Source organism: Streptomyces humi (assembly GCF_001005085.2).
GTDB classification, from domain to species: domain Bacteria; phylum Actinomycetota; class Actinomycetes; order Streptomycetales; family Streptomycetaceae; genus Streptomyces; species Streptomyces humi.
In genome coordinates, this window is the sequence record NZ_LBMU02000027.1 from 152,621 (window position 1) to 173,267 (window position 20,647).

Consider the following 20,647-nt stretch of genomic DNA (forward strand, 5'->3'; position numbering starts at 1 on the left):
TGCATGTAAGTGATCGGGGAGTCAGTCGACTCGCCCGATCAGATCCGCCAGGGGCGACAAAGGTTGTACGGAATTTGAAAGTTGAGGACAACCTGTGAAACGGGTGGTGCCCGTCCGGATCGGGGATTGCTCGTCCGGATCGGGGATGCCGGTCCGGATCGGGGATGCCGGTCCGGATCGGGGGCGCTCCGCCGCCCCGGCTCAGTCGAACCAGCGGTCCCGGGCCAGCTCCTCCGTTCGGGACGGGTCCTCCAGAAGGGCCGCGACCTCGAAGCGGCGTGGCCACTGGCCCGCCGCCCAGGCGAGGCCGGCCGCGACGCCCTCCAGGGTCGCCGCGTGCAGGACGCCGTCCCCGGTGAGGCGCCAGTCGATCTCGACGCCGTCGACCACCAGTTCCTCGTGCTCGACGTAGGTCTCGGGAGTACGCGGGCCGAGCAGGACGCGGACGGACTCGGGGACCTCGTGTTCCGTGCCCTGCGAGTCGACCGAGCCCGTCACCGACTCGCTCAGCCGCCGTACCTGGAACAGCTCCGCCAACTCCGCCGCGCGCGCGGGACGTACCGGCAGCAGCGGCACGCCGTCCGTGAACGGGAGCAGGTCCGGGGAGTCGACGACCACCGCGTCCGCCGCGTCCACCACCTCCACCCGGCCGTCGATCACCGCGCGCAACTCGTCGGGCAGGGTCACCTGTTCGGGATCCAGGTCCGCCAGCGCACCGTACAGGGCGTGCAGTTGGCCGGGGGTCACCCGACGGTCGGGGTCCGCCAGGCGGTCCAGGAGTTCGGCGGCACCGCCGGGCTCGTCCAGGAGCGCGGCCACCGACGTCCGTACGCCCAGCGCCCGCAGCACCTGCTCGTCCTCGAAGCCGGTGGCGTCCGCCTCCTCGTAGAGACCGCGCAGCAGCGGGTCGCCGCCGGCCGCCAGCAGTCCGGCGGGGCGGCGGCCGTCCAGCACCGGCTGGCCGCGCAGCCACCAGGCCGTGTACGGCCGTACGACCTCGTGGGTGCCGTCCGGCAGCAGGACGCGGACCGGCTGGGTGAGGGCGTCACGCAGGGGCGGCCGGGCGAGCAGCGCGAGGGCCTCCGGCCAGTGGTCCTCGTCGACGAGGTCCAGGTCGCGGACGGCGATCAGCTCGGTGGCCACCGGCGGCACCGGGGTGTCGGGGAAGCGGTCGAGGACGTCCTCGCTCCAGACGTCGACGGCGTCCAGCAGACCCGCGTCGTCGGGCTCGGCGAAGTCGCCCTCCCGTGGCTCCAGTTCGTCCGGGTCCAGGACCACGTCGGTGGCGCGGACGAGTGCGAAGTTGGCGAGGACCCCGCAGGCGGTCAGCGGCTGTTCGCCCCACTTCTCGGCCAGTTCGGCGTCCACGGCGGCCAGTTCGCCCTCGCGGATGATCCGCGCGAACGGGCTGCCGGGCAGCACCAGTTCACCTGCCGGGGCCGGCTCGCCGTCCTCGTCGGGCAGGGCGAGCGCGCCCAGCCAGGGCTCGTCGCCGGGTTCCAGACCGGCGTCCCGCACCAGCGCCAGCACCGTGTCCGCCAACTCCTCGGCGTCCAGGGCGTCCTCCTCCCACAGCGCGCCGCCCTCGTCGTCGAGGGAGGCGGCGACCGCGGCCCGCACCTGCGGGGTGGTGAGCACCGCGCGCGGCGACGCGGGCAGCGCGCCGAGCTTCTCCAGCAGCGGGTGGACGGCGTCCTGGTGGGCGACCTTGAGGCCGAGCCGGGCGAGCACCTCGGGGTCGATGGCGGTCGCGTCGGGAGTGGGCAGCAGCACCTGACGGGGGCCGATCGTCGTCCGCCCTCCGCCAGAGCCAAAAGCCTGGGAGGTACCCCCGGCCAACGGCACGGGCAGGCCGGACAGCCGCTCCGGGTCGACGCCCGCGAGGCTGTCGTAGAGCCGCCACCACCAGTCCGGGTCCTTCTCCAGGCCGGCCAGCCGGTCGACGGCGTCGGCGAGCGGGAGCCGGGCCACGGACAACGTGCGCAGTTCCACGCGGCGTTCCAGGCCGGCGGGCAGAAGGGTGGGCAGCACCTCGGCGAGGACGCGGACGGTCTCCGCACCCGCCCCCTCCACGATCTCGGCGTCCCGCGGCCGCAGCGCCTCGGGCAGGTCGCCGTCCTCGCCGTCCTCGCCGCACTTGACGGCGGGCGGCAGGAAGGCGGTGCGCGGCAGCCGGTCCAGGATCGCCTGGCGCAGCGCGCCGTCCAGCTCGCCCTTGCCGAGCGGGCCGGGGACGAGGTGGATGATTCCCTCGCCCACCGGCCGCCAGCCGGCGAGGAGTTCGGCGTACGCGTCGGCCGCGCGCCGCACCAGGAAGTCGGTGAGCGGGCCGGGGGCGGTGTGCCGGCGGGTGGTGTCGAGCGGGAAGGACGCGATGAGCAGGGCGGGCACGCCGAGCGGCTCGTCACTGGGGGTGGGCGCGTGCACGACGGCGGCGGTGCGCGGCCGGTCCGGGGCGCCCTGCCCGTCCGTGGGTACGGCCCAGGTCAGTGACCAGTGCGGCCGCAGCCGCTCCTCGACCGGCCGGTCGGCGAGCAGGTCGGGGGTGAGCGTGCCGTGCGCGGAGACGGTACGCCAGCGGGTCGTGCCGTGCCGCGAGTCGGACACGACCGTGTGGGCGCCGTCGGTGTCGCGGCGCAGGGTGCGGGACGGCTGGTCGCCGTTCTCGATCACGACCTCCGCCAGCCCCGGCAGGGCGAGCAGCAGGGCGTCGTCGACGGCGTCGAGGAGGCGCTCGGCGAGATCGGTGGCCGCGGTGTCCCGCAGCGGCAGGATCACGACCGTGTCGTACGGGTCCGGGGCGGTGCCCTCGGCGGCGAACGGGAGCCGGAGCAGCGGGACATGGCCGTCGCGGCGGCGGATCTCGTCGCCGAGTCCGGAGGTCTGGGCGGCGGTCTCCTCGGCCAGTTCCCGGGCCTCGGCGAGGGACCAGCGGACCCCGCCGTGCCGGCCGACGACCGCGGGCTCGTCCGTGACCGCGAGCACGGCGGCGAAGCCGACGCCGAACCGGCCGACGGCCCCCTCGGTCTCCTCCCGCTTCGCGGAGGCGCGCAGGGTGGAGAGGGACTCGGCGCCGGCCGCGTCCAGCGGGGCGCCGGTGTTGGCGGCGAACAGGACGCCGTCGCGGAGGGTGAGCCGGAAGCGGCCGGGGACGCCGGCGCGGGCCGCCGCGTCGGCCGCGTTCTGCGCGAGCTCCACGACGAGCCGGTCCCGGTAGCCGCCGAGGACCAGGTCCTCCTCGGCGTTGGCGTCCTCACGGAACCGGGCGGGGCTGGTGGCCCAGGCGTCGAGGACGCCTCGCCGGAGACGGGCGGTCCCGAACGGGTCGGCACCCTCGGCTGCGGGCCGCACGAACTTGCTCACGTTCACTCTCCTCATCGGCGTGAGCACGAAGGTACCGCCTCGGCCGAGGCTCTTCGCCTGGAGGCCACCGACCTCGCCGGGGAGCGTTCGGAGCGTCGCGACCGCACCGCCGGACCGCTTCCGGCCGGACGGCTGAGGGGTGCTCCACAGCCGCCGGAGGGCAGCCGTCACGAGGCCTGCCGACGGTCACGGGTGAAGGGAGCAGGTCAGCGGTGAAGGCAGCCGGTCAGCGGTGAAGGCAGCCGGTCACGGGTGAGGGGAGCCGGTCACGGGTGAGGGGAGCCGGTCACGGGTGGAGGGAGCCGGTCACGGGTGGAGGGAGCAGGCCAGCGGTGAAGGCAGCCGGTCACAGGTGAGGGGAGCCGGTCACGAGTAAGGGGAGCACCCGCGCGTTCTCGCGTTCTCGACCCTGAACGGGAACGCGTGGGGCTGCCCGAGCGCGTGCTCAGGACCACGCCGGCGCGGTCGCCGGAGCGGGCGGCTCGTACGGGGTCACGAGTGGCCCAGTTCCGCTGTGGTCTCGTCCTCCGTCGCCGGTACCGAGCCGGAGTCGGCGGACGGGCGGAGGGGGAAGGGGTCGATCCTCGTCTCGTCGATCACCGGCGGGGCCGGCTGCGGGGTCTTCGGCATGACCGCGGCCTCCGAGTGGCCGCCGCAGCCGTAGGCGAAGGAGACCACGCGGCCGTCGGCCGGGGAGAACTCGTTGGCGCAGACGCCGAAGGCCTGCCCGAGGGAGCCGCCGATGGGGCTGAGGAAGCCGCAGCTGACGCAGGTCGCGGGGGCCGCCTGCGCCATCGGGGTCTTGGCGCCGAACGCCTCCTCCCAGCGGTCGGCGGCCACGTGCAGGCCGTAACGGGAGAGCACCCGGGCCCGGCGCATGCCCAGTTCCTCGGCGACCGAGGCGATCGTGCCCCGGGTGGGGACCGTGGGGAGGTTCGCGGGGGTGCCCGCGGTGACGTCGGCGTCCTCCGCCTCCGCCAGTTCCTCCATCTCCTCGGAGACCGGGGAGTTCGGCTCCGGCTCGTCCTCGCCGGTGTAGCCGGGTTCCAGACGGAGATCCTCTGCCTCGGTGGGCAGCAGGTCGCCCGGCCCCATGTCACCGGGGCGCAGCCGCTCGCTCCACGGCACCCACTCCGGGGCCAGCAGGGCGTCGGGACCGGGGAGCAGGACCACCTCGTCCAGGGTGACGACCTTGGCGCGGGAGGCACGGGCGACGGTCACCGCCCAGCGCCAGCCGCGGTACCCGAGTTCCTTGCACTCGAAGAAGTGCGTGACGACGCGATCGCCCTCCGCCACCGCTCCGGCGTGCTCTCCCACCACCCCGGGTGCCGCGGCCTCCTCGGCGGCGGCACGGGCGAGGTCGACGGCCTCGGCGCACAGACGGTCGGGGGTGCGGCTTCGCGTTGTCGCTGCGCTCACAGGTATCGCTTCTCTCCTACGCCGTCTCACGGGTGCGGTCGCCTCCGGCGGTGGGGCGGACGGAGCGGACCTGTGGGCCGCATCGACGTCCGCGTCCGATCGCGCTCGGGCGCACCTATGCCATCCATTCTGCGCTATGGCTGAGATACGCACGCTACCCCGTCGCCGGTGGTGGGGGACAGTCCGGCGGGGCCGACGGCGGTGGGGGCGCGCCCCGGTCGTGGGGCGGCTGCCGGCCGGTACGGGCCGGTCGCGCGGTTCCGCGTGCCCTCGCGGGGCGCTCCGCGGCCGCTGCCCGTCCGCGTCGCTTGGCGACAAAGTGCACTAGGAACAGCGGTCTCAGGGCACTATGAAGCACGTGGCAACCGCGAAGTCCCCCCAACGGTCCGTCGGGGTCGGCGGCGGCGGTGCGGGCCGGGTGCGCGGTACCGTCCGCTCGGTCGGCCGTGCCCTGCACCTCCCGGTGACCGGTACCGCCCGGGGCATCCGCAAGGCCACCCACGCGCACGGCGCCGGCGAGTCCGGCCTCGGGAAACTGATCGAACTGCACGCGGTGAACGGCGCGGGTGACGTGATGATCACCGTCGCGCTCGCCTCGACCGTGTTCTTCTCGGTGCCGACGGACGAGGCCCGCGGGCGCGTCGCGCTCTACCTCGCCATCACCATGGCGCCCTTCACGGTCCTCGCCCCCGTCATCGGCCCCCTGCTCGACCGGCTGCCGCACGGCCGCCGGGCCGCGATGGCCGCCGCGATGCTGGCCCGCGCGCTGCTCGCGCTGATCATCTCCGGGGCGGTGGCGAGCGGCGGTCTGGAGCTGTATCCGGCGGCGCTCGGGGTGCTGGTCGCGTCGAAGGCGTACGGCGTGGTGCGCAGCGCGGTCGTGCCGCGGCTGCTGCCGCCCCGGTTCTCGCTGGTGAAGGCCAACTCCCGGGTCACCCTCGCGGGGCTGCTAGCCACCGGTGTGGCCGCCCCGGTCGGTGCGGGGCTGCACGCCGTCGGCGACCCCTGGCCGCTGTACGGGGCCTTCGTGATCTTCGTCGCCGGGACGTTCCTCTCCTTCACCCTCCCCCCGAAGGTCGACTCGGCCAAGGGCGAGGACGTGGCGCTGCTCGCCGCCGACGAGGAGCACCTGCACGGCCCGCTGCGCCGGGAGGCCAGGGAAGCCAAGGAGGCCAGGGCGGCCAGGGACGCGAAGAACGCCAGGGAGCCGAAGCGGCCGGGACTGCGGACCGTCGGGCCGGCCGTCACGCACGCGCTCGGCGCCAACGCGGCCCTGCGCTGTCTCTCCGGCTTCCTGATCTTCTTCCTGGCGTTCCTGCTCCGCGAGCACCCGCTGACCGGCGAGAGCGCGGCGGTGTCGCTGGGGATCGTGGGCGTCGCCGCGGGCACGGGCAACGCGCTCGGCACGGCGGTGGGGTCCTGGCTGCGCTCCCGGGCGCCGGAGATCATCATCGTGACGGTGGTGGCCGTGGTGCTGGGCACGGCGGTCGTGGCGGCCCTGTTCTTCGGCGCCTTCCTGGTGGCCGTCCTCGCCGCGGTGGCCGGGTTCGCGCAGGCGCTGGCCAAGCTGTGCCTGGACGCGCTGATCCAGCGGGACGTGCCGGAGCAGGTCCGCAGCTCGGCGTTCGCGCGCTCGGAGACGCTGTTGCAGATGGGGTGGGTGTTCGGTGGCGCGGTGGGCATCGTGATGCCGCTCAACGGCACCCTGGGGCTGCTGGTGGCCGCCGCGATCGTGGCCGTCGGCTGGCTGACCACCCTGCGCGGTCTGCTGGCCTCCGCCCGGCACGGCACCCGCGCCCGCCCGCGAGTGGCGTAACGAACCGGGCACGCCGCACCCCACGTGGGGAGCGGGCCGGGAGCGCCCGATAGCCTTCGGCCATGACCACGCTGCACTCCCGCTCGCGACGCCGCCGCGTCGTCGCCGCCGCCGGCGCCGTTTCCGCCGGACTGCTCGTCCTGTCTGCCTGTGACAAGCCGACCCCGATCGCCACGATCACCGTCGGCACGAACTCGGTCAACTCCGAGGCGACCTGCTACAACGACGGCAAGGCCCTGGACACCGCCGCCCTCACGAAGTGCCTGAAGGACACCGGGATCAAGTCCATCTCGGTGGACCCGGACGACACCGTCCGCTTCGGCGTCGACCCGAAGATCGCGGACAACGGCTGGACCATCCTGATGAACGGTCAGGCGCTCACCGACTCCAGCAGCAAGACGTACCGCACCATCCCGGGCAGCGTGTTCTTCAACGCCCAGTACGGCGCCTCCGGCAACTCGACGCTCGTCTCCATCAAGGAGGGCGACAAGTCGGTGCTGGGTCTGTGGTCCTTCAAGCTCAAGAAGGACGCCTGACCACGTCCGCCGTACGCGTCCTCGTGACCACCGCGGTCCCCGCCGAGCGGGACGCGGTGGCGGGGGCGTTCACCGACGGTACGACCGAGGTGCGGCTGCCGGCCGGGACACTGCTGCGCACCGCGGGCGGGTACGACCTGCTGGCCGCCGGGGTCGGCCCGGCCCTGGCCGCCGCGGGCACCGCGACCGCCCTCACCGCCGCCGCCCTCGAAGGCCGCCCCTACGCGCTGGTCGTCTCCGCCGGGATCGCCGGCGGTTTCCAGCCGGAGGCCCCCCTGGGTTCACTGGTCGTCGCCGACCAGATCACCGTGGCCGACCTGGGCGCCGAGACCGCCGACGGATTCGTGCCGGTCACCGGGCTGGGTTTCGGCACCGTCAGCCACCGTCCACCAAATTCACTCGTACGAGTTATCGCCGCGGCGACCGGGGCACGTCCCGGCACGGTGCTCACCGTGTCCACCGTGACCGGAACCGCCCCCCGTGCCGCCGCCCTGCGCGCCCGGCACCCGCAGGCCCTCGCGGAGGCCATGGAGGGCTTCGGGGTCGCCGAGGCGGCCGCCGCGCACGGGGTGCCCGTGCTGGAGATACGCGCGGTCTCCAACGCCGTCGGCCCCCGCGACCGCGCCGCCTGGCGCATCGGCGACGCGCTGGCCGCCCTGACGGCGGCCTTCGGGAAGCTCGCGCCCGCCCTGGAGAGTTGGAACCCACATGACCACCGGTGACCTGCTGAAGATCGCTTACTCGCCCTGCCCGAACGACACCTTCGTCTTCGACGCCCTCGCCCACGGCCGGGTGCCGGGCGCGCCCGCCCTGGACGTGACCTTCGCGGACATCGACATCACCAACGGCATGGCCGAGCGCGGCGAGTGGGACGCGCTGAAGGTGTCGTACGCCGTGCTGCCGTACGTCCTCGACGAGTACGCGCTGCTGCCCTGCGGGGGTGCGCTGGGGCGGGGCTGCGGGCCGCTGGTGCTGACCCGGGAGGCCGGGGTGGACCTCACCGGCCGTACCGTCGCCGTACCGAGCGAGCGGTCGACGGCGTACCTGCTGTTCCGGCTGTGGGCGGCCGACACCCTGACGGACGGCGGGGTGGGCGAGATCGTGGTGATGCCGTTCCACGAGATCATGCCGGCGGTCCGGGACGGGAAGGTCGACGCGGGGCTCGTCATCCACGAGGCGCGGTTCACGTACCAGAACTACGGGCTGCACAAGCTCGCCGACATGGGCGAGCACTGGGAGGACACCACGGGCCTGCCGATCCCGCTCGGCGCGATCATCGCGAAGCGCTCGCTGGGCGCGGAACGGCTCACGCGGCTCGCCGAGTCGATCCGTACGTCCGTCCACGCGGCCTGGGACGATCCCGAGGTCTCCCGGCCCTATGTCATGGCCCACGCCCAGGAGATGGACCCGGCCGTCGCCGACCAGCACATCGGGCTCTACGTCAACGAGTTCACCTCGGAACTCGGTGAGGACGGCTACGCGGCGGTCCGCGGGCTGCTCACCCGCGCGGCGGCCGAGGGACTCGTACCGCCCCTCGGTCCGCACGCACTCGATTTCCCGTAATTGGTTCAGACGTCCAGCTGGTCCGCGACCGCGCGCAGAAGACCCGCAATCTTCTTACCGGCGGTCTTCTCCGGGTAGCGGCCGCGCTCCAGCATCGGCGTGATGTTTTCGAGCAGGGTCGTCAGGTCCTGCACGATCGAGGCCAGTTCGTCCGGCTTCTTGCGCTGGGCGGCGGCGACCGACGGGGTAGGGTCGAGAAGGACCACCGACAGTGCCTGGTCACCGCGTTGACCGGCCACGACGCCGAACTCCACGCGCTGACCGGGCTTGAGGGCGTCGACCCCGTCGGGGAGAACCGAGGAATGGACGAAGACGTCACCGCCATCGTCGCGGGAGAGAAAGCCGAAGCCCTTCTCACTGTTGAACCACTTGACCTTGCCGGTAGGCACGTCTGTCCTCGTCCTCGTATCTCGTCGGAAACTGCTCGGAAAACTTCTGAATGCAACAGCTCTGGAACGGGCCTTGATAGCACTCGGGCGGGTCGACCATGACCCGCCGGTACCAAGGCTAATGGTCTTCGGGCGCGTGACAAGACGTCGCCCGGTTGTTCCTTCGGGCAGGGAACTACCCTGGTCGAGTGCGTGACAAAACCCAAGCGAATTCCACCGGGCCCGGTGACCGACTGATCCGCGCCGGTGCCGTGGTCTTCTTCATCGGTACGGTGGCCACACTCGTCACCGTGATACCGCTGTTCCTCGGTGCGAAGCCTTTTCCGACCTACATGTACCTGCTGAGCATGCTCATGGGCGTCGGCTTCCTGGTCGCGGGCGCCGGAGTGCTCCAGTCGGTCGCGGCCGGCCGCCGTCAGGCGCGGGAGGCGTCCTCGCGGTAGCCGCCCTCGCGGTAGCCGGCCAGCCAGGCGGGCAGTTCGGTGAGGTCGGCGAGCACCACGTCGGCGCCGGCCGCGCGCAGCTCCTCGGCGTCGCAGGGCCCGGTGGCCACCGCCACCGCCAGGGCTCCCGCCTTGCGGGCCCCGCGTACGTCCCCGACGTGGTCGCCGACGTACGCGCCCGCGTCGTGCTCGCGCAGCGCCACCGCCTTCTGTTCGGCCCACAGGTCGCCGACGACGGCGTCCGGGACTATGCCGAGGTGGCCGAGGTGCAGTTTCGCGTTGGGCTCGTACTTCGCGGTGACCACCACGCTCTTCCCGCCGGCGTCCCGCACCGCGGCGATCGCCTCCCGCGCACCCGGCATGGCGGGCGTCGCGGTGATCGCGATCTCCGGGTACATGGCCCGGTAGAGCTCGCTCATCTCCGCGATCCGCTCGGCCGGGAACCAGTGGATCAGCTCCTCGGCGAGCGGCGGCCCCAGCCGGGTGACCGCCAGATCGGCGTCGATGTACGTCCCGGTCCGCTCGGCGAGCGCCACATAGGTGGCGTGGATGCCGGGCCGGGAGTCGATGAGCGTCATGTCGAGGTCAAAACCGACGGTGAGGGCGCGAGAAGTCATATGGGTCATTGTGCAGGTCCCTGCGGGGCGGGGGCCGGGGCCGGATGCCGGTTGCCGGTTGCCGGTCGGTTGCCGGTTGCCGGTTGCCGGTCGGCTGCCGGTTGCCGGTTGCCGGTCGGCTGCCGGCCGGTGGGGGCTTGTCGCGCAGTTCCCCGCGCCCCTTTCAGGGGCGTATCCGCAGCGCCCCTTTCAGGGGGGATGTGCAGCGCCCCGGCAGGGGCGGGTGGGCAGCGACCCGGCAGGGGCGGGTGGGCAGCGCTCACCCGGCGGGGGCGGGTGGGCAGCGCTCACCCGGCAGGGGGAGGTGCAGCGACCCGGCAGGGGCGGGTGGGCAGCGACCCGGTAGGGGCGGGTGTGGAGCGACCCGGTAGGGGCGCGGGGAACTGCGCGAACGGCCCCCACTCACCCGCGGCCGCCCGCCGACCGGATTTGGCAACCCCTACCGCGTCCTCTGCGACCGCCACACCAGATAGAGCGCCGACGCCACCGCCGCCCCCCGCACCACCCACGGCCAGGTCTCCGCGACCGCCCCGCTCATGTGCCCCTGGGCTATCGGCTCGCCCCAGCGCCCCGCGCTGCGGCCCCACAGCCAGACCAGGCCGGCCGTCACCGAAAGACCCGGCACCCACATCACCGCCAGCTTCGTCTCCGCCGGGGTGAGGCGCTTCGAGCCGTAGGCGATCAGCCAGCCGAGGATCAGCGCGAACCAGTTGCCGAGCAGCGCGCCGACCACGAGCGCGGCGGCGGCGAGCAGGAGCAGCGGGTTGGACCAGCCCGCGGCGGGGCGGGGCACCATCCGGATGCCCCGCCGCGGTGCCGGCACGACCTCGGCCTCCGGGACCGGTTCCTCCGGCGCGGCCTCGGCCGATCCGTCCCCGGGCTCCTCCTTCCGGAAATCCGGCCTGCGGAGCATCTCCGGGATCTCCACACCGCCCACGAACCCGGGCACCCCGTCGGCGTCCCCGAACGGACTGCTGTCCACCCGCCACCAGTCGGTCCGGCCGGCACCGTACCCGGGCCCGTCCGGCCCACCCGGCCCACCCGGCCCGTCCGGCTCGTCCGGCCGGGGCCGGGGCACGACCCGGCGGGGCCGCTCAGCCGAAGACCCCGGCGTGCCCGACGCCTTGGACGTCCGCGTCGGCGCCGACGGCCCGGTGTCCCGCTGGACGGGGACCGCGGGGGACGGGGGCTGCGGCGCGCCGTCCGCCGTACCGCCCGCCGCCTCGACCACCTCGTCGGGGGTGCCCAGCCGGTCCAGGATGCGCCGGACGGCGGCCGGGCTGTCCACGGTCGCCTTCGACCGGTGCCGGTCGATCTCGTTGCGCAGCCCGGACACCAGCCGCATGCGTTCGGCCGACGACAACTGGCGCTGGTGCGCGATGTCCCCGACGCGGCTCAGATACTCGTAGACGACCTGATCGCTCTCGATACCCACGAAGTCCCCTCCGGGGCCTATGCGTTGAATGACCCGCGACGACGGTAGCGCAGGCCACGGCTCATGTCGGCCGGGACACCGGCGGGCAGCGCGTCCGCGAGCAGCACGGTCGCCGGTCGCGCACGGATGATCCCGGTCCCGACCCCGCACCCGCTACCGTGGGTCGGATGAGCAACCCGGCCACACCGCCGCGCTCCCTCGCGGAGGCGCTTCGCGCCAGGGACGACGCCTCCCTGGCGCTGCTGCTGCGCGCCCGCCCCGATCTCATCACCCCCGTCCCCACCGACCTCACGCAACTGGCCACCCGGGCCGGCACCCGGGCCTCGGTGCTGCGCGCCCTGGAACGGCTGGACCGCTTCACCCTGCAAACCGCGGAGGCGCTGGCGGTGGCCGGCGACCCCGCGTCGTACGGGGAGCTGCAACGGCTGATGGCCGGCGACGCCGGGGACCCGGCCGTGGCCGCCGCCCTGCCGCACGCCCTCGGGGCGCTCCGGGACCAGGCACTGGTGTGGGGGGACGACGAGCGGCTGCGGCTGGTGCGGACCGCGCGGGAGGTGCTGGCGCCGTCCCCGCAGCATCCCTCCCCGACCGGTCTCGGCCCGACCGTGCGGGAAGCCACCACGGGCATGTCGCCGGGCCGGATCCAGGAGATCCTCACCGCCGCCGGGCTGCCCTCCACGCACGACCCGGTCTCCGCCGTGGACAAGCTCACCGCCCTCTTCGGCCACCGGAAGAAGATGGCCAGGCTGCTCGCGGCCGGGCCCGCCGAGTCCCTGGAGGTCCTGGGCCGGCTGGTCTGGGGGCCGCCGTACGGCCAGGTCACCCCCGAACCGGCGGCCCATCTGCGCTGGCTCCTGGACCGCGGCCTGCTGCTGCCGACCGCGCCGGGCACGGTGGTCCTGCCCCGCGAGGTCGCCCTGCACCTGCGCGAGGGCCGCGCGCACCGCGAGCCGGAGCCGGTGCCGCCCGCCGTGGAGCCGGCCGCCACGCACCGCCCACCGGTCGTGGACGCCACCGCGGCCGGGCAGGCGTACACCGCGCTCGCCACCGTCGAGGAGCTGCTGAAGGACTGGGACGAGGGCGGACCCGCCGTACTGCGGGCCGGCGGCCTCAGCGTCCGTGACCTGAAGCGGACGGCGGTGGCCCTGGACGTGCCCGAGCCGGTCGCCGCGTTCTGGGTCGAGCTGGCCTACGCGGCCGGACTGCTCGCCTCCGACGGCGAGGCCGACGAACGCTACGCGGCCACCCCCGCCTACGACGAGTGGCTGGACCGCCCGCCCGCCGAACGCTGGTCCCGGCTGGCCGAGGCCTGGCTCACCGCGACCCGCAGCTCCGGTCTGGTCGGCGGCCGGGACGCCAAGGACCGCGCCCTGTCGGCACTCGGGCCGGGCCTGGACCGGTCCGCCGCCCCGGAGGTACGGCACCGGGTGCTGGCCCTGCTGGCCGGGCTCCCGGAGGGCGCCGCCCCGGCCGCCGGGTCGGTACTGGCCCGGCTGCGCTGGGAACGCCCGCTGCGCGGCCCGCAGCAGCAGGGCGAGGACCTGCGGACCCGGCTGGCCCGCTGGGCCCTGTCCGAGGCCGAGATGCTCGGGGTGACCGGGCGCGGGGCGCTGTCGGCGCACGGCCGGGCCCTGCTCGGCGCACCGCCCGTCCCGAGGACGGCCGAACCGGCGGCGGAGGGCCCCGGCGACAAACTCCCCGTGCGCCACCACCACGGCGTCCCCTCCCTCACCGCCCTCACCGCCCTCACCGCCCTCGCGACGCTCGAACCGCTCTCCCCGCCCGAGCAGGCCGTGGCCACCGCGAACGCCGGCCGGCTGCTCACCCCGCTCCTTCCCGAACCCCTCGACCACGTGCTGCTCCAGGCCGACCTGACGGCGGTCGCCCCGGGTCCGCTGCGCCGCCCGCTCGCCGACGCGCTGGGTGTCCTCGCCGACGTCGAGTCGAAGGGCGGCGCCACGGTCTACCGGTTCACGCCGGCCTCCGTCCGCCGCGCCCTCGACGCCGGCCGCACCGCCACCGACCTGCACGCCTTCCTGGCCACCCACTCCCGCACACCGGTCCCGCAGCCGCTCTCGTACCTGGTCGACGACGTGGCCCGCAGGCACGGCCACCTGCGGGTCGGCGCGGCCTCGGCGTACGTCCGCTGCGACGACGACACGGTCCTGGGCGAGATCCTGGCCGACAAGCGCGCCGCCGCCCTCCGGCTGCGCCGCCTGGCGCCGACCGTCCTCGCCACCCAGGCCGACCCCGCGACCCTCCTGGAGGGCCTGCGCGCCATGGGCTACGCGCCCGCCGCCGAGTCCGCGGAGGGCGACGTCCTGATCACCCGTGCCGACGCCCACCGCACCCCGCCGCGCACCGCCCCGGAGCCGGTGCCGGACGGCCCGCCGCCGCCGGACCCCACGCTCCTCGCCGCCGCGATCCGCGCGATCCGGGCCGGCGACCTGGCCGCCACCACCCCGCGCAAGAGCTCCGGCACGAGCGTGCAGGGCGGCGAACTCCCGCGCACCACCGCCGCCGAGACCCTCGCCACCATGCAGGCGGCCGTCCTCACCGGCGGAACGCTCTGGATCGGCTACGTCAACGCCGAGGGGACCGCCAGCCAGCGCGTCGTCGCCCCGATCCGCGTGGAGGGCGGCTTCGTCACGGCGTACGACCACACCGCCGACGAGGTCCGCACCTATCCCCTGCACCGGGTGACCGGGGTGGCGGAACTGGCGGAGGAGTAGCCGTCGACCGTCCGCGGCACCTGTCGTGGCTGGTCGCGCGGTTCCTCGGGCCCCTTCGAGGCGCTGCCGGACCGCGGGCTCAGCAGTCCCGGACCGGCGCGTCCGGCGGCAGGCCGAAGTGGCTCCGGGCCGCCGACCGCAGCGCCCCGGAGCCCATCCCCCGGTCGAGGCGGGACACCGCGTAGGGGCTGAAGTGGCTCGCGTTCCACCCGGCGTCCGCGTCCTCCGGCTGCTCCTCCTGGGAGACCACGCGGTAGCCGCCGTCCGGCCCGTCCCGCTCCAGCCGGATCACCTGCGGTGTCTCCGCGCCGCTACAGAACACCAGGGCGCCCGCGTGCACGCCGTACTCCTCGCACAGGCTGTCGACGCCGGCCCGCACCCGGTCCCCGTTCTGCTCCAGGTCCAGGGCCTCGGCCCGGCAGAACCACCGTGTCCTCAGGGCGGGCTCGCTCTCCCCCGCGCCGGTCCCGGCGGACTGCGCCACGAGCCGGGCCTCGACCGCGGGCCGCACCCGGGCCCACAGGCCGGGGTCCACCGCACTCGACCCGCGCGCCCACGCCCCGGCCGCCACCAGCACCACCAGGGCCCCGGCACCGGTCCCCCAGATACGTACGGACATCACCCCGCGCTCCTCCCCGAGCCGCACGCGCCGCGCGGCTCCCCCCGGACATGACACCCGAAACGGTCGCAAGGTTGCACAGGACGATCGGACACCCACGCCGGCCGGGCACCGAGGGCACGTGTTCCGTCCGACGGCGAAGGTGATCGTTCGCGCATCAGGCACACTGGGAGTTTGGTCCATGACGATGGCCGCCACGGCGATGGCCGCATGGACCGAAGGGAAAGGGTGCCGCGCGTGAATGGTCCGTTGATCGTCCAGTCCGACAAGACCCTGCTCCTCGAAGTGGACCACGAGCGGGCGGACGACTGCCGTCGGGCCATCGCGCCCTTCGCCGAGCTGGAGCGGGCACCGGAGCACATCCACACCTACCGCGTGACCCCGCTGGGCCTGTGGAACGCGCGGGCGGCCGGGCACGACGCCGAGCAGGTCGTGGACGCCCTGGTGGAGTACAGCCGCTACCCCGTGCCGCACGCGCTGCTGGTCGACATCGCCGAGACGATGGACCGGTACGGGCGGCTGACGCTCTCCAAGCACCCGGCGCACGGGCTGGTGCTGACGACCACCGACCGGCCGGTCCTGGAGGAGATCCTGCGCTCCAAGCGGATCATCCCGCTGGTCGGCTCCCGGATCGACCCGGACACCGTCGCCGTGCACCCCTCCGAACGCGGGCAGATCAAGCAGACCCTGCTGAAGCTGGGCTGGCCCGCCGAGGACCTCGCCGGGTACGTGGACGGCGAGGCGCACCCGATCGAGCTCGCGGAGGACGGCTGGGCGCTGCGGCCGTACCAGAAGCAGGCCGTGGAGAACTTCTGGCACGGCGGGTCCGGTGTCGTCGTGCTGCCCTGTGGCGCGGGGAAGACGCTGGTCGGCGCCGGGTCCATGGCACAGGCCAAGTCGACGACCCTGATCCTCGTCACCAACACCGTCTCCGCGCGGCAGTGGAAGCACGAGCTGGTCAAGCGGACCAGCCTCACCGAGGACGAGATCGGCGAGTACAGCGGCACCCGCAAGGAGATCCGGCCGGTCACCATCGCCACGTACCAGGTGCTCACGACGAAGCGGAAGGGTGTCTACCCGCACCTCGAACTCTTCGACTCCCGCGACTGGGGTCTGATCGTCTACGACGAGGTCCATCTGCTGCCGGCTCCGGTCTTCAAGTTCACCGCCGACCTTCAGGCGCGCCGGCGGCTGGGGCTGACGGCCACCCTCGTGCGCGAGGACGGCCGGGAATCGGACGTGTTCTCCCTCATCGGGCCCAAGCGTTTCGACGCCCCCTGGAAGGAGATCGAGGCGCAGGGCTACATCGCGCCCGCCGACTGCGTCGAGGTGCGGGTCAACCTCACCGACTCCGAGCGGCTCGCCTACGCCACCGCCGAGACCGAGGAGAAGTACCGCTTCTGTGCGACCACCGCGACCAAGCGGAAGGTCACGGAGGCGATCGTGAAGCGTTTCGCGGGTCAGCAGATCCTGGTCATCGGCCAGTACATCGACCAGCTCGACGAACTGGGCGAGCACCTGAACGCGCCCGTCATCAAGGGCGAGACCTCCAACGCCCAGCGCGAGAAGCTCTTCGACGCCTTCCGTGAGGGCGAGATCAGCGTGCTGGTCGTCTCCAAGGTCGCCAACTTCTCCATCGACCTGCCGGAGGCGACGGTCGCCATCCAGGTGTCGGGCACCTTCGGCTCCCGTCAGGAGGAGGCCCAGCGTCTCGGCCGGGTCCTGCGCCCCAAGGCCGACGGCCACCAGGCCCACTTCTACTCCGTCGTCGCCCGCGACACGATCGACCAGGACTTCGCCGCCCACCGGCAGCGCTTCCTGGCGGAGCAGGGGTACGCCTACCGGATCGTGGACGCGGACGAACTGCTCGCGGAGGGCTGAGCCCGGCCGGCCCGCCGCAGGGCCACGGCCGCGGCCGTCAGCAGCGCCAGCCCGAACAGCGGGTACGGCGCCGCGAGCGGCTGTTGCCACCACGGGAGGCGCAGGTCCAGATCGCCCTCGTGGGGCAGCAGCCACATCGAGCGGGCGGTGAACAGGGCCGCGGCCGTCAGGGCCGGTCGCGGACGTCCCGTCGCGAGCAGCACCGCCAGGAGCGGGACGCACCACACCCAGTGGTGGGACCAGCTGATCGGGCTGATCAGCAGCGCCGTGAACGCGGTGACGAGGATGCCCCAGCGGTCCCGCGGGTCATGGTCGACGCGGTGGGTGCGGGACGCCAGCCACAGGCCCGTCGCCGCCACCGCGGCCGTCGGGACCGCCCAGGTCAGGCCGGGTGTGGCCGTGTGCAGGGCCCTGGCGGTCAGCCCCTGGAGCGACTGGTTGTCGACGATCCAGGCCTTGCCCACCCGGCCGGTCTCGAACAGGCGCCCCGTCCAGAAGTCCACGCCGGCCGAGGGGAGGAGCACGGCACCGAGCAGTGCCGTGCCCGCGAAGGACGCCGTCGCGACAGCCGCCTCCTTCCTGCGTGCGGTGAGGAACAGATAGGCGATGAAGACCGCCGGGGTGAGTTTGATGCCGGTCGCGATGCCCAGGGCCACGCCCCGGGCGCGGGCGCCCGGCGGGCGGGTGAGGTCCCACAGGACCAGGCAGGCGATCGCGAGGTTGATCTGGCCGAAGAGGAGGGTCTGGAAGACCGGCTCCAGCCAGAGGGCGCCCGCGGTGGCCGCGCACAGCACGGGCAGGGACGCGGTGCGGCCGGCCAGCCGGGCGGAGAGGGCGACGAGGAGGGCGAGCAGGAGCGCGTTGCCCGCGAGGAACGTCACCTTCAGGGCCGGGACGGGGATCCAGGTCGTCGGGACGAAGAGGACCGCCGCGAAGGGCGGATACGTCGCCGGCAGCCGCCACCGGGTGACGGTGAAGCCGTACAGGTCACCGCCGTGCACCACGGCCTCGCCCTCGGCCCGGTAGACCAGCAGGTCGGCCATCGGGGCGTGGAGCAGGAGGCAGAGGGCGGCCAGCGAGGAGAAGGAGACCGCGAGGAGGGAGACGGACAGGAGGAGGCGCGGCGGGCGGGAGCGGGGCGGGCGGGGGTCGGGCAGGCGGGCGCGGGGCGACGACACCGTGCGGTTCGGCACGGTGGTGACCCTATGCCGTCACTTGCGGCGTATGCCCGCCTCCTCGCCGTACTCGCCGAGTACGGCGACGCTGAACGCCGCGGTGACGAACACCTTGACGGCTCGCAGGGCGTCGCCCAGGCGGTGGTGGGGGACGCCGTCCACGGCTGTGGCGCCGGGCGGACGGCTGGGGGCCGGGTTGATGGTTGCTGCGCTCATGCCTCAATGATGGAACTTCGGACATATGGACGGCATCGGTCCAGAGGTCCAATTTCCGGCACGTGTCCGTCCACCCCAGGACGGACCTCCACCCCTACCTCCGACCCGCCTTCCGGGTGAGCCTCCCCCTAGGGGTCGGAGGGCCGGGAAAATCCATTGGCCTCCCCCACCCCCACCTCACTAGAATCTCCGCTCTTGCCCGCCTCCCACCCCGGAGTGCCGCCGCCCGGACGGAAACCGGTCGGCTGATCGCCATCCGCGCGACAACCCGCACGCGCCGTCCACCGCAGGCCTTTCGGAGGCACTCCCTTGTCCACGCCCGCCCACGACCCGCTCCCGGACCGGCCCACGGCCCCCGCCACCGCAGCCGCCACCACCGCCACCAGCACCGGCACCGGCGTCGGCACCGATCTCCTCTCCCGCGAGCGTTCCCACCTCAGCGAGTCCCGGGCCGCCCTGCGCGCCATGCGTGAGGACGTGGAGTCGCTGGACATCAGCAACGTCACCGCGAACTGGGTCAACGCCGAGGTCCTGGCCCGCCAGATCGACGAGCGCATCAAGGCGCTGGCGGACCTCAGCGACACCCCGCTCTTCTTCGGCCGCCTCGACTACCTGCACGCCCCCGGCGCCGACCAGGCCGAGGGCGCGGACGGGGAGCGCTTCTACATCGGCCGCCGGCACGTGCACGACCACGACGGCGACCCGATGGTCATCGACTGGCGGGCGCCGGTCTCGCAGCCGTTCTACCGGGCGTCCAAGAAGGACCCGATGGACATCGCGCTGCGCCGCCGGTTCGGCTACACGCGCGGCGAGATCACGGCGTACGAGGACGAGCACCTGTCGGATCCGGCGGAGGCGGCACGCACCAGCAAGCTGCTCCAGCAGGAGATCGAGCGGCCGCGTGTCGGCCCGATGCGCGACATCGTCGCGACCATCCAGCCGGAGCAGGACGAGATCGTGCGCAGCGGGCTGGGCGGCACGGTGTGCGTGCAGGGCGGGCCGGGGACCGGGAAGACGGCCGTCGGCCTGCACCGGGTGGCCTACCTCCTCTACGCGCACCGGGAGCGGCTGGCCCGCACCGGCACCCTCGTCATCGGCCCGAACAAGTCCTTCCTGCACTACATCGAGCAGGTGCTGCCCGCGCTGGGCGAGCTGACGGTCCAGCAGGCGACGGTGGACGACCTGGTGGGCCGGCACGTCGAGCTGCGGGGGACCGACGACGCGGCCGCCGCGGTCGTCAAGGGCGACGCCAGGATGGCGGAGGTCCTGCGCCGGGCCGTGTACGCGCACGTCACGATGCCCGCCGAGCCGGTCGTGGTGGTCCGCGGCTCCCGGCGCTGGCGGGTTCCGGCGTACGAACTGGAGGACATCGTCCGCGAGTTGCTGGAGCGGGGGATCCGGTACGGCGCCGCGCGCGAGGCCCTGCCGCAGCGCATCGCGCACGCGGTGCTGGTCCAGATGGAGCGGTCCGGGGAGGCGCCCGACGACCGCGTGCAGGACTCGGTGGCGCGCAACGCGGCGGTGAAGGCGGCCGTGAAGCAGCTCTGGCCGCCGGTCGACCCGGCGAAGCTGGTGCTGCGCCTGCTCACGGACGCGGACTTCCTGGCGGAGCACGCCGACGGGATCCTCACCGAGGACGAGCAGAAGAGGATCGTCCGGGCGAAGCCCGTGCGGTCGGTGAAGGCGGCCAGCTGGTCGCCCGCGGACGCCGTGCTGATCGACGAGGCGACGGATCTGGTGGAGCGGACGCACTCGCTCGGCCATGTGGTCCTCGACGAGGCGCAGGACCTGTCGCCGATGCAGTACCGCGCGGTGGGCCGCCGCTGCACCACGGGCTCGGCGACCGTCCTCGGCGACCTGGCGCAGGGCACGACGCCCTGGGCGACCCGGAGCTGGGACGAGGCGCTGGCCCACCTCGGCAAGGCGGACGGCGTGATCGAGGAGCTGACGGCGGGTTTCCGCGTCCCCACCGACGTGATCACCTACGCCTCGCGGCTCCTCCCGCACATCGCCCCCGGCCTGACCCCGGTCGCCTCGGTCCGTGAGAACCCCGGGTTCTTCGACCTCCGCGCCGTCACCGGGGTCGCCGACGTGGTGGCGGCCTGCGAGGAGCTGCTGCGCAACGAGGGCTCGACGGGTCTGATCGCGGCGGACGCGCGGGTGCCGGACCTCGCGGAGGCGTTGGCGGCGGCGGGCATCGGCTGTCTCGCCCCCGGTGAGGAGACCACCGCCGAGACCCGCCTCACGCTGGTCCCGGCCTCGCTCGCCAAGGGCCTGGAGTACGACTACGTGGTCCTCGACGAACCGCAGGCGGTGGTCGACGGCGAACCGGACGAACGCACCGGCCTGCGGCGCCTGTACGTGACCCTCACCCGGGCCGTGTCCGGCCTGATCGTGACCCACGCGGCCCCGCTGCCACCGCAGCTGGTCTGAGCGGCCGGGG

General features: G+C 73.9%; 16 protein-coding genes. 8 read left to right on the plus strand and 8 right to left on the minus strand.

Features of this window, described 5'->3' with window-relative positions; genetic code table 11:
* Window positions 1–201 precede the first annotated feature (201 nt).
* Both AAW13_RS12865 and AAW13_RS12870 read right to left on the minus strand, forming a co-directional pair.
* Window positions 202–3,378 carry a sacsin N-terminal ATP-binding-like domain-containing protein gene (locus AAW13_RS12865; RefSeq protein ID WP_206306202.1) on the minus strand — a complete coding sequence of 1,059 codons (3,177 nt, stop codon included), beginning with the start codon at window positions 3,376–3,378 and terminating at the stop codon, window positions 202–204.
* 477 nt (window positions 3,379–3,855) lie between these two features.
* Window positions 3,856–4,782: a DUF3027 domain-containing protein gene (locus AAW13_RS12870; protein ID WP_046734068.1), complete on the minus strand. Its 927-nt coding sequence runs from the start codon at window positions 4,780–4,782 to the stop codon at window positions 3,856–3,858.
* Window positions 4,783–5,140: 358 nt separating this feature from the next.
* Here AAW13_RS12870 and AAW13_RS12875 point away from each other — a divergent pair, with 358 nt between their 5' ends.
* The 4 genes from AAW13_RS12875 (at window position 5,141) to AAW13_RS12890 (ending at window position 8,697) form a co-directional block, all read left to right on the plus strand.
* The gene (locus tag AAW13_RS12875) at window positions 5,141–6,598 is read left to right on the plus strand and encodes an MFS transporter (protein ID WP_046734089.1); all 1,458 of its coding nucleotides are present in this window, start codon (window positions 5,141–5,143) and stop codon (window positions 6,596–6,598) included.
* A gap of 62 nt (window positions 6,599–6,660) precedes the next feature.
* Window positions 6,661–7,134, plus strand: a complete 474-nt coding sequence (locus AAW13_RS12880; protein WP_046734069.1) for a hypothetical protein — start codon at window positions 6,661–6,663, stop codon at window positions 7,132–7,134.
* Entirely contained in the window at window positions 7,104–7,856 is a 753-nt protein-coding gene (locus tag AAW13_RS12885) for a futalosine hydrolase (RefSeq protein ID WP_206306203.1), read from the plus strand. The genes AAW13_RS12880 and AAW13_RS12885 overlap by 31 nt, the downstream gene beginning before the upstream one ends.
* Entirely contained in the window at window positions 7,843–8,697 is an 855-nt protein-coding gene (locus tag AAW13_RS12890) for a 1,4-dihydroxy-6-naphtoate synthase (RefSeq protein ID WP_046734070.1), read from the plus strand. Before AAW13_RS12885 ends, AAW13_RS12890 begins: the two co-directional genes overlap by 14 nt.
* Window positions 8,698–8,702: 5 nt before the next feature.
* Here the strand turns inward: AAW13_RS12890 and AAW13_RS47410 are convergent, their stop codons facing one another.
* Window positions 8,703–9,086 carry a cold-shock protein gene (locus AAW13_RS47410; RefSeq protein ID WP_046734071.1) on the minus strand — a complete coding sequence of 128 codons (384 nt, stop codon included), beginning with the start codon at window positions 9,084–9,086 and terminating at the stop codon, window positions 8,703–8,705.
* Window positions 9,087–9,274: 188 nt separating this feature from the next.
* On the opposite strand from AAW13_RS47410, the gene AAW13_RS12900 reads away from it, so the two are divergent.
* Window positions 9,275–9,529 (plus strand): hypothetical protein, encoded by a 255-nt coding sequence (locus AAW13_RS12900; RefSeq protein WP_046734072.1) that lies wholly within the window; start codon window positions 9,275–9,277, stop codon window positions 9,527–9,529.
* Here the strand turns inward: AAW13_RS12900 and AAW13_RS12905 are convergent.
* Together AAW13_RS12905 and AAW13_RS12910 are read right to left on the minus strand one after the other, a co-directional pair.
* Entirely contained in the window at window positions 9,502–10,155 is a 654-nt protein-coding gene (locus AAW13_RS12905) for an HAD family hydrolase (RefSeq protein ID WP_046734073.1), read from the minus strand. The two genes, AAW13_RS12900 and AAW13_RS12905, sit on opposite strands and share 28 nt — an antisense overlap.
* 430 nt (window positions 10,156–10,585) lie before the next feature.
* Entirely contained in the window at window positions 10,586–11,581 is a 996-nt protein-coding gene (locus AAW13_RS12910) for a hypothetical protein (RefSeq protein ID WP_046734074.1), read from the minus strand.
* 167 nt (window positions 11,582–11,748) lie between these two features.
* Between AAW13_RS12910 and AAW13_RS12915 the strand changes: the two genes are divergently transcribed.
* Window positions 11,749–14,313 carry a helicase-associated domain-containing protein gene (locus AAW13_RS12915; RefSeq protein WP_046734075.1) on the plus strand — a complete coding sequence of 855 codons (2,565 nt, stop codon included), beginning with the start codon at window positions 11,749–11,751 and terminating at the stop codon, window positions 14,311–14,313.
* A 79-nt stretch (window positions 14,314–14,392) separates the two neighbouring features.
* Here the strand turns inward: AAW13_RS12915 and AAW13_RS12920 are convergent, their stop codons facing one another.
* Window positions 14,393–14,932, minus strand: a complete 540-nt coding sequence (locus tag AAW13_RS12920) for a hypothetical protein (protein WP_046734076.1) — start codon at window positions 14,930–14,932, stop codon at window positions 14,393–14,395.
* Between the two features lie 237 nt (window positions 14,933–15,169).
* On the opposite strand from AAW13_RS12920, the gene AAW13_RS12925 reads away from it, so the two are divergent.
* Window positions 15,170–16,813: a DNA repair helicase XPB gene (locus AAW13_RS12925; RefSeq protein WP_046734077.1), complete on the plus strand. Its 1,644-nt coding sequence runs from the start codon at window positions 15,170–15,172 to the stop codon at window positions 16,811–16,813.
* Here the strand turns inward: AAW13_RS12925 and AAW13_RS12930 are convergent.
* Window positions 16,771–17,856, minus strand: coding sequence for a glycosyltransferase 87 family protein (locus tag AAW13_RS12930; RefSeq protein WP_079178806.1), 1,086 nt, complete (start codon window positions 17,854–17,856; stop codon window positions 16,771–16,773). The two genes, AAW13_RS12925 and AAW13_RS12930, sit on opposite strands and share 43 nt — an antisense overlap.
* A 168-nt stretch (window positions 17,857–18,024) precedes the next feature.
* Complete coding sequence (locus AAW13_RS12935; RefSeq protein ID WP_046730933.1) at window positions 18,025–18,204, minus strand: hypothetical protein; 180 nt, start codon at window positions 18,202–18,204, stop codon at window positions 18,025–18,027.
* Between the two features lie 465 nt (window positions 18,205–18,669).
* On the opposite strand from AAW13_RS12935, the gene AAW13_RS12940 reads away from it, so the two are divergent.
* Window positions 18,670–20,637, plus strand: coding sequence for a HelD family protein (locus AAW13_RS12940; RefSeq protein ID WP_046730998.1), 1,968 nt, complete (start codon window positions 18,670–18,672; stop codon window positions 20,635–20,637).
* The last annotated feature ends 10 nt before the right edge of the window (window positions 20,638–20,647 follow it).

Coding starts and splice junctions, on each gene's coding strand:
- AAW13_RS12940 (WP_046730998.1), top strand. CDS start 18,670: ATGCGTGAGGACGTGGAGTCGCTGGACATCAGCAACGTCACCGCGAAC.
- AAW13_RS12920 (WP_046734076.1), bottom strand. CDS start 14,932: ATGTCCGTACGTATCTGGGGGACCGGTGCCGGGGCCCTGGTGGTGCTG.
- AAW13_RS12865 (WP_206306202.1), bottom strand. CDS start 3,378: ATGAGGAGAGTGAACGTGAGCAAGTTCGTGCGGCCCGCAGCCGAGGGT.
- AAW13_RS12880 (WP_046734069.1), top strand. CDS start 6,661: ATGACCACGCTGCACTCCCGCTCGCGACGCCGCCGCGTCGTCGCCGCC.
- AAW13_RS12905 (WP_046734073.1), bottom strand. CDS start 10,155: ATGACCCATATGACTTCTCGCGCCCTCACCGTCGGTTTTGACCTCGAC.
- AAW13_RS12915 (WP_046734075.1), top strand. CDS start 11,749: ATGAGCAACCCGGCCACACCGCCGCGCTCCCTCGCGGAGGCGCTTCGC.
- AAW13_RS12890 (WP_046734070.1), top strand. CDS start 7,843: ATGACCACCGGTGACCTGCTGAAGATCGCTTACTCGCCCTGCCCGAAC.
- AAW13_RS12930 (WP_079178806.1), bottom strand. CDS start 17,856: ATGGCCGACCTGCTGGTCTACCGGGCCGAGGGCGAGGCCGTGGTGCAC.
- AAW13_RS12935 (WP_046730933.1), bottom strand. CDS start 18,204: ATGAGCGCAGCAACCATCAACCCGGCCCCCAGCCGTCCGCCCGGCGCC.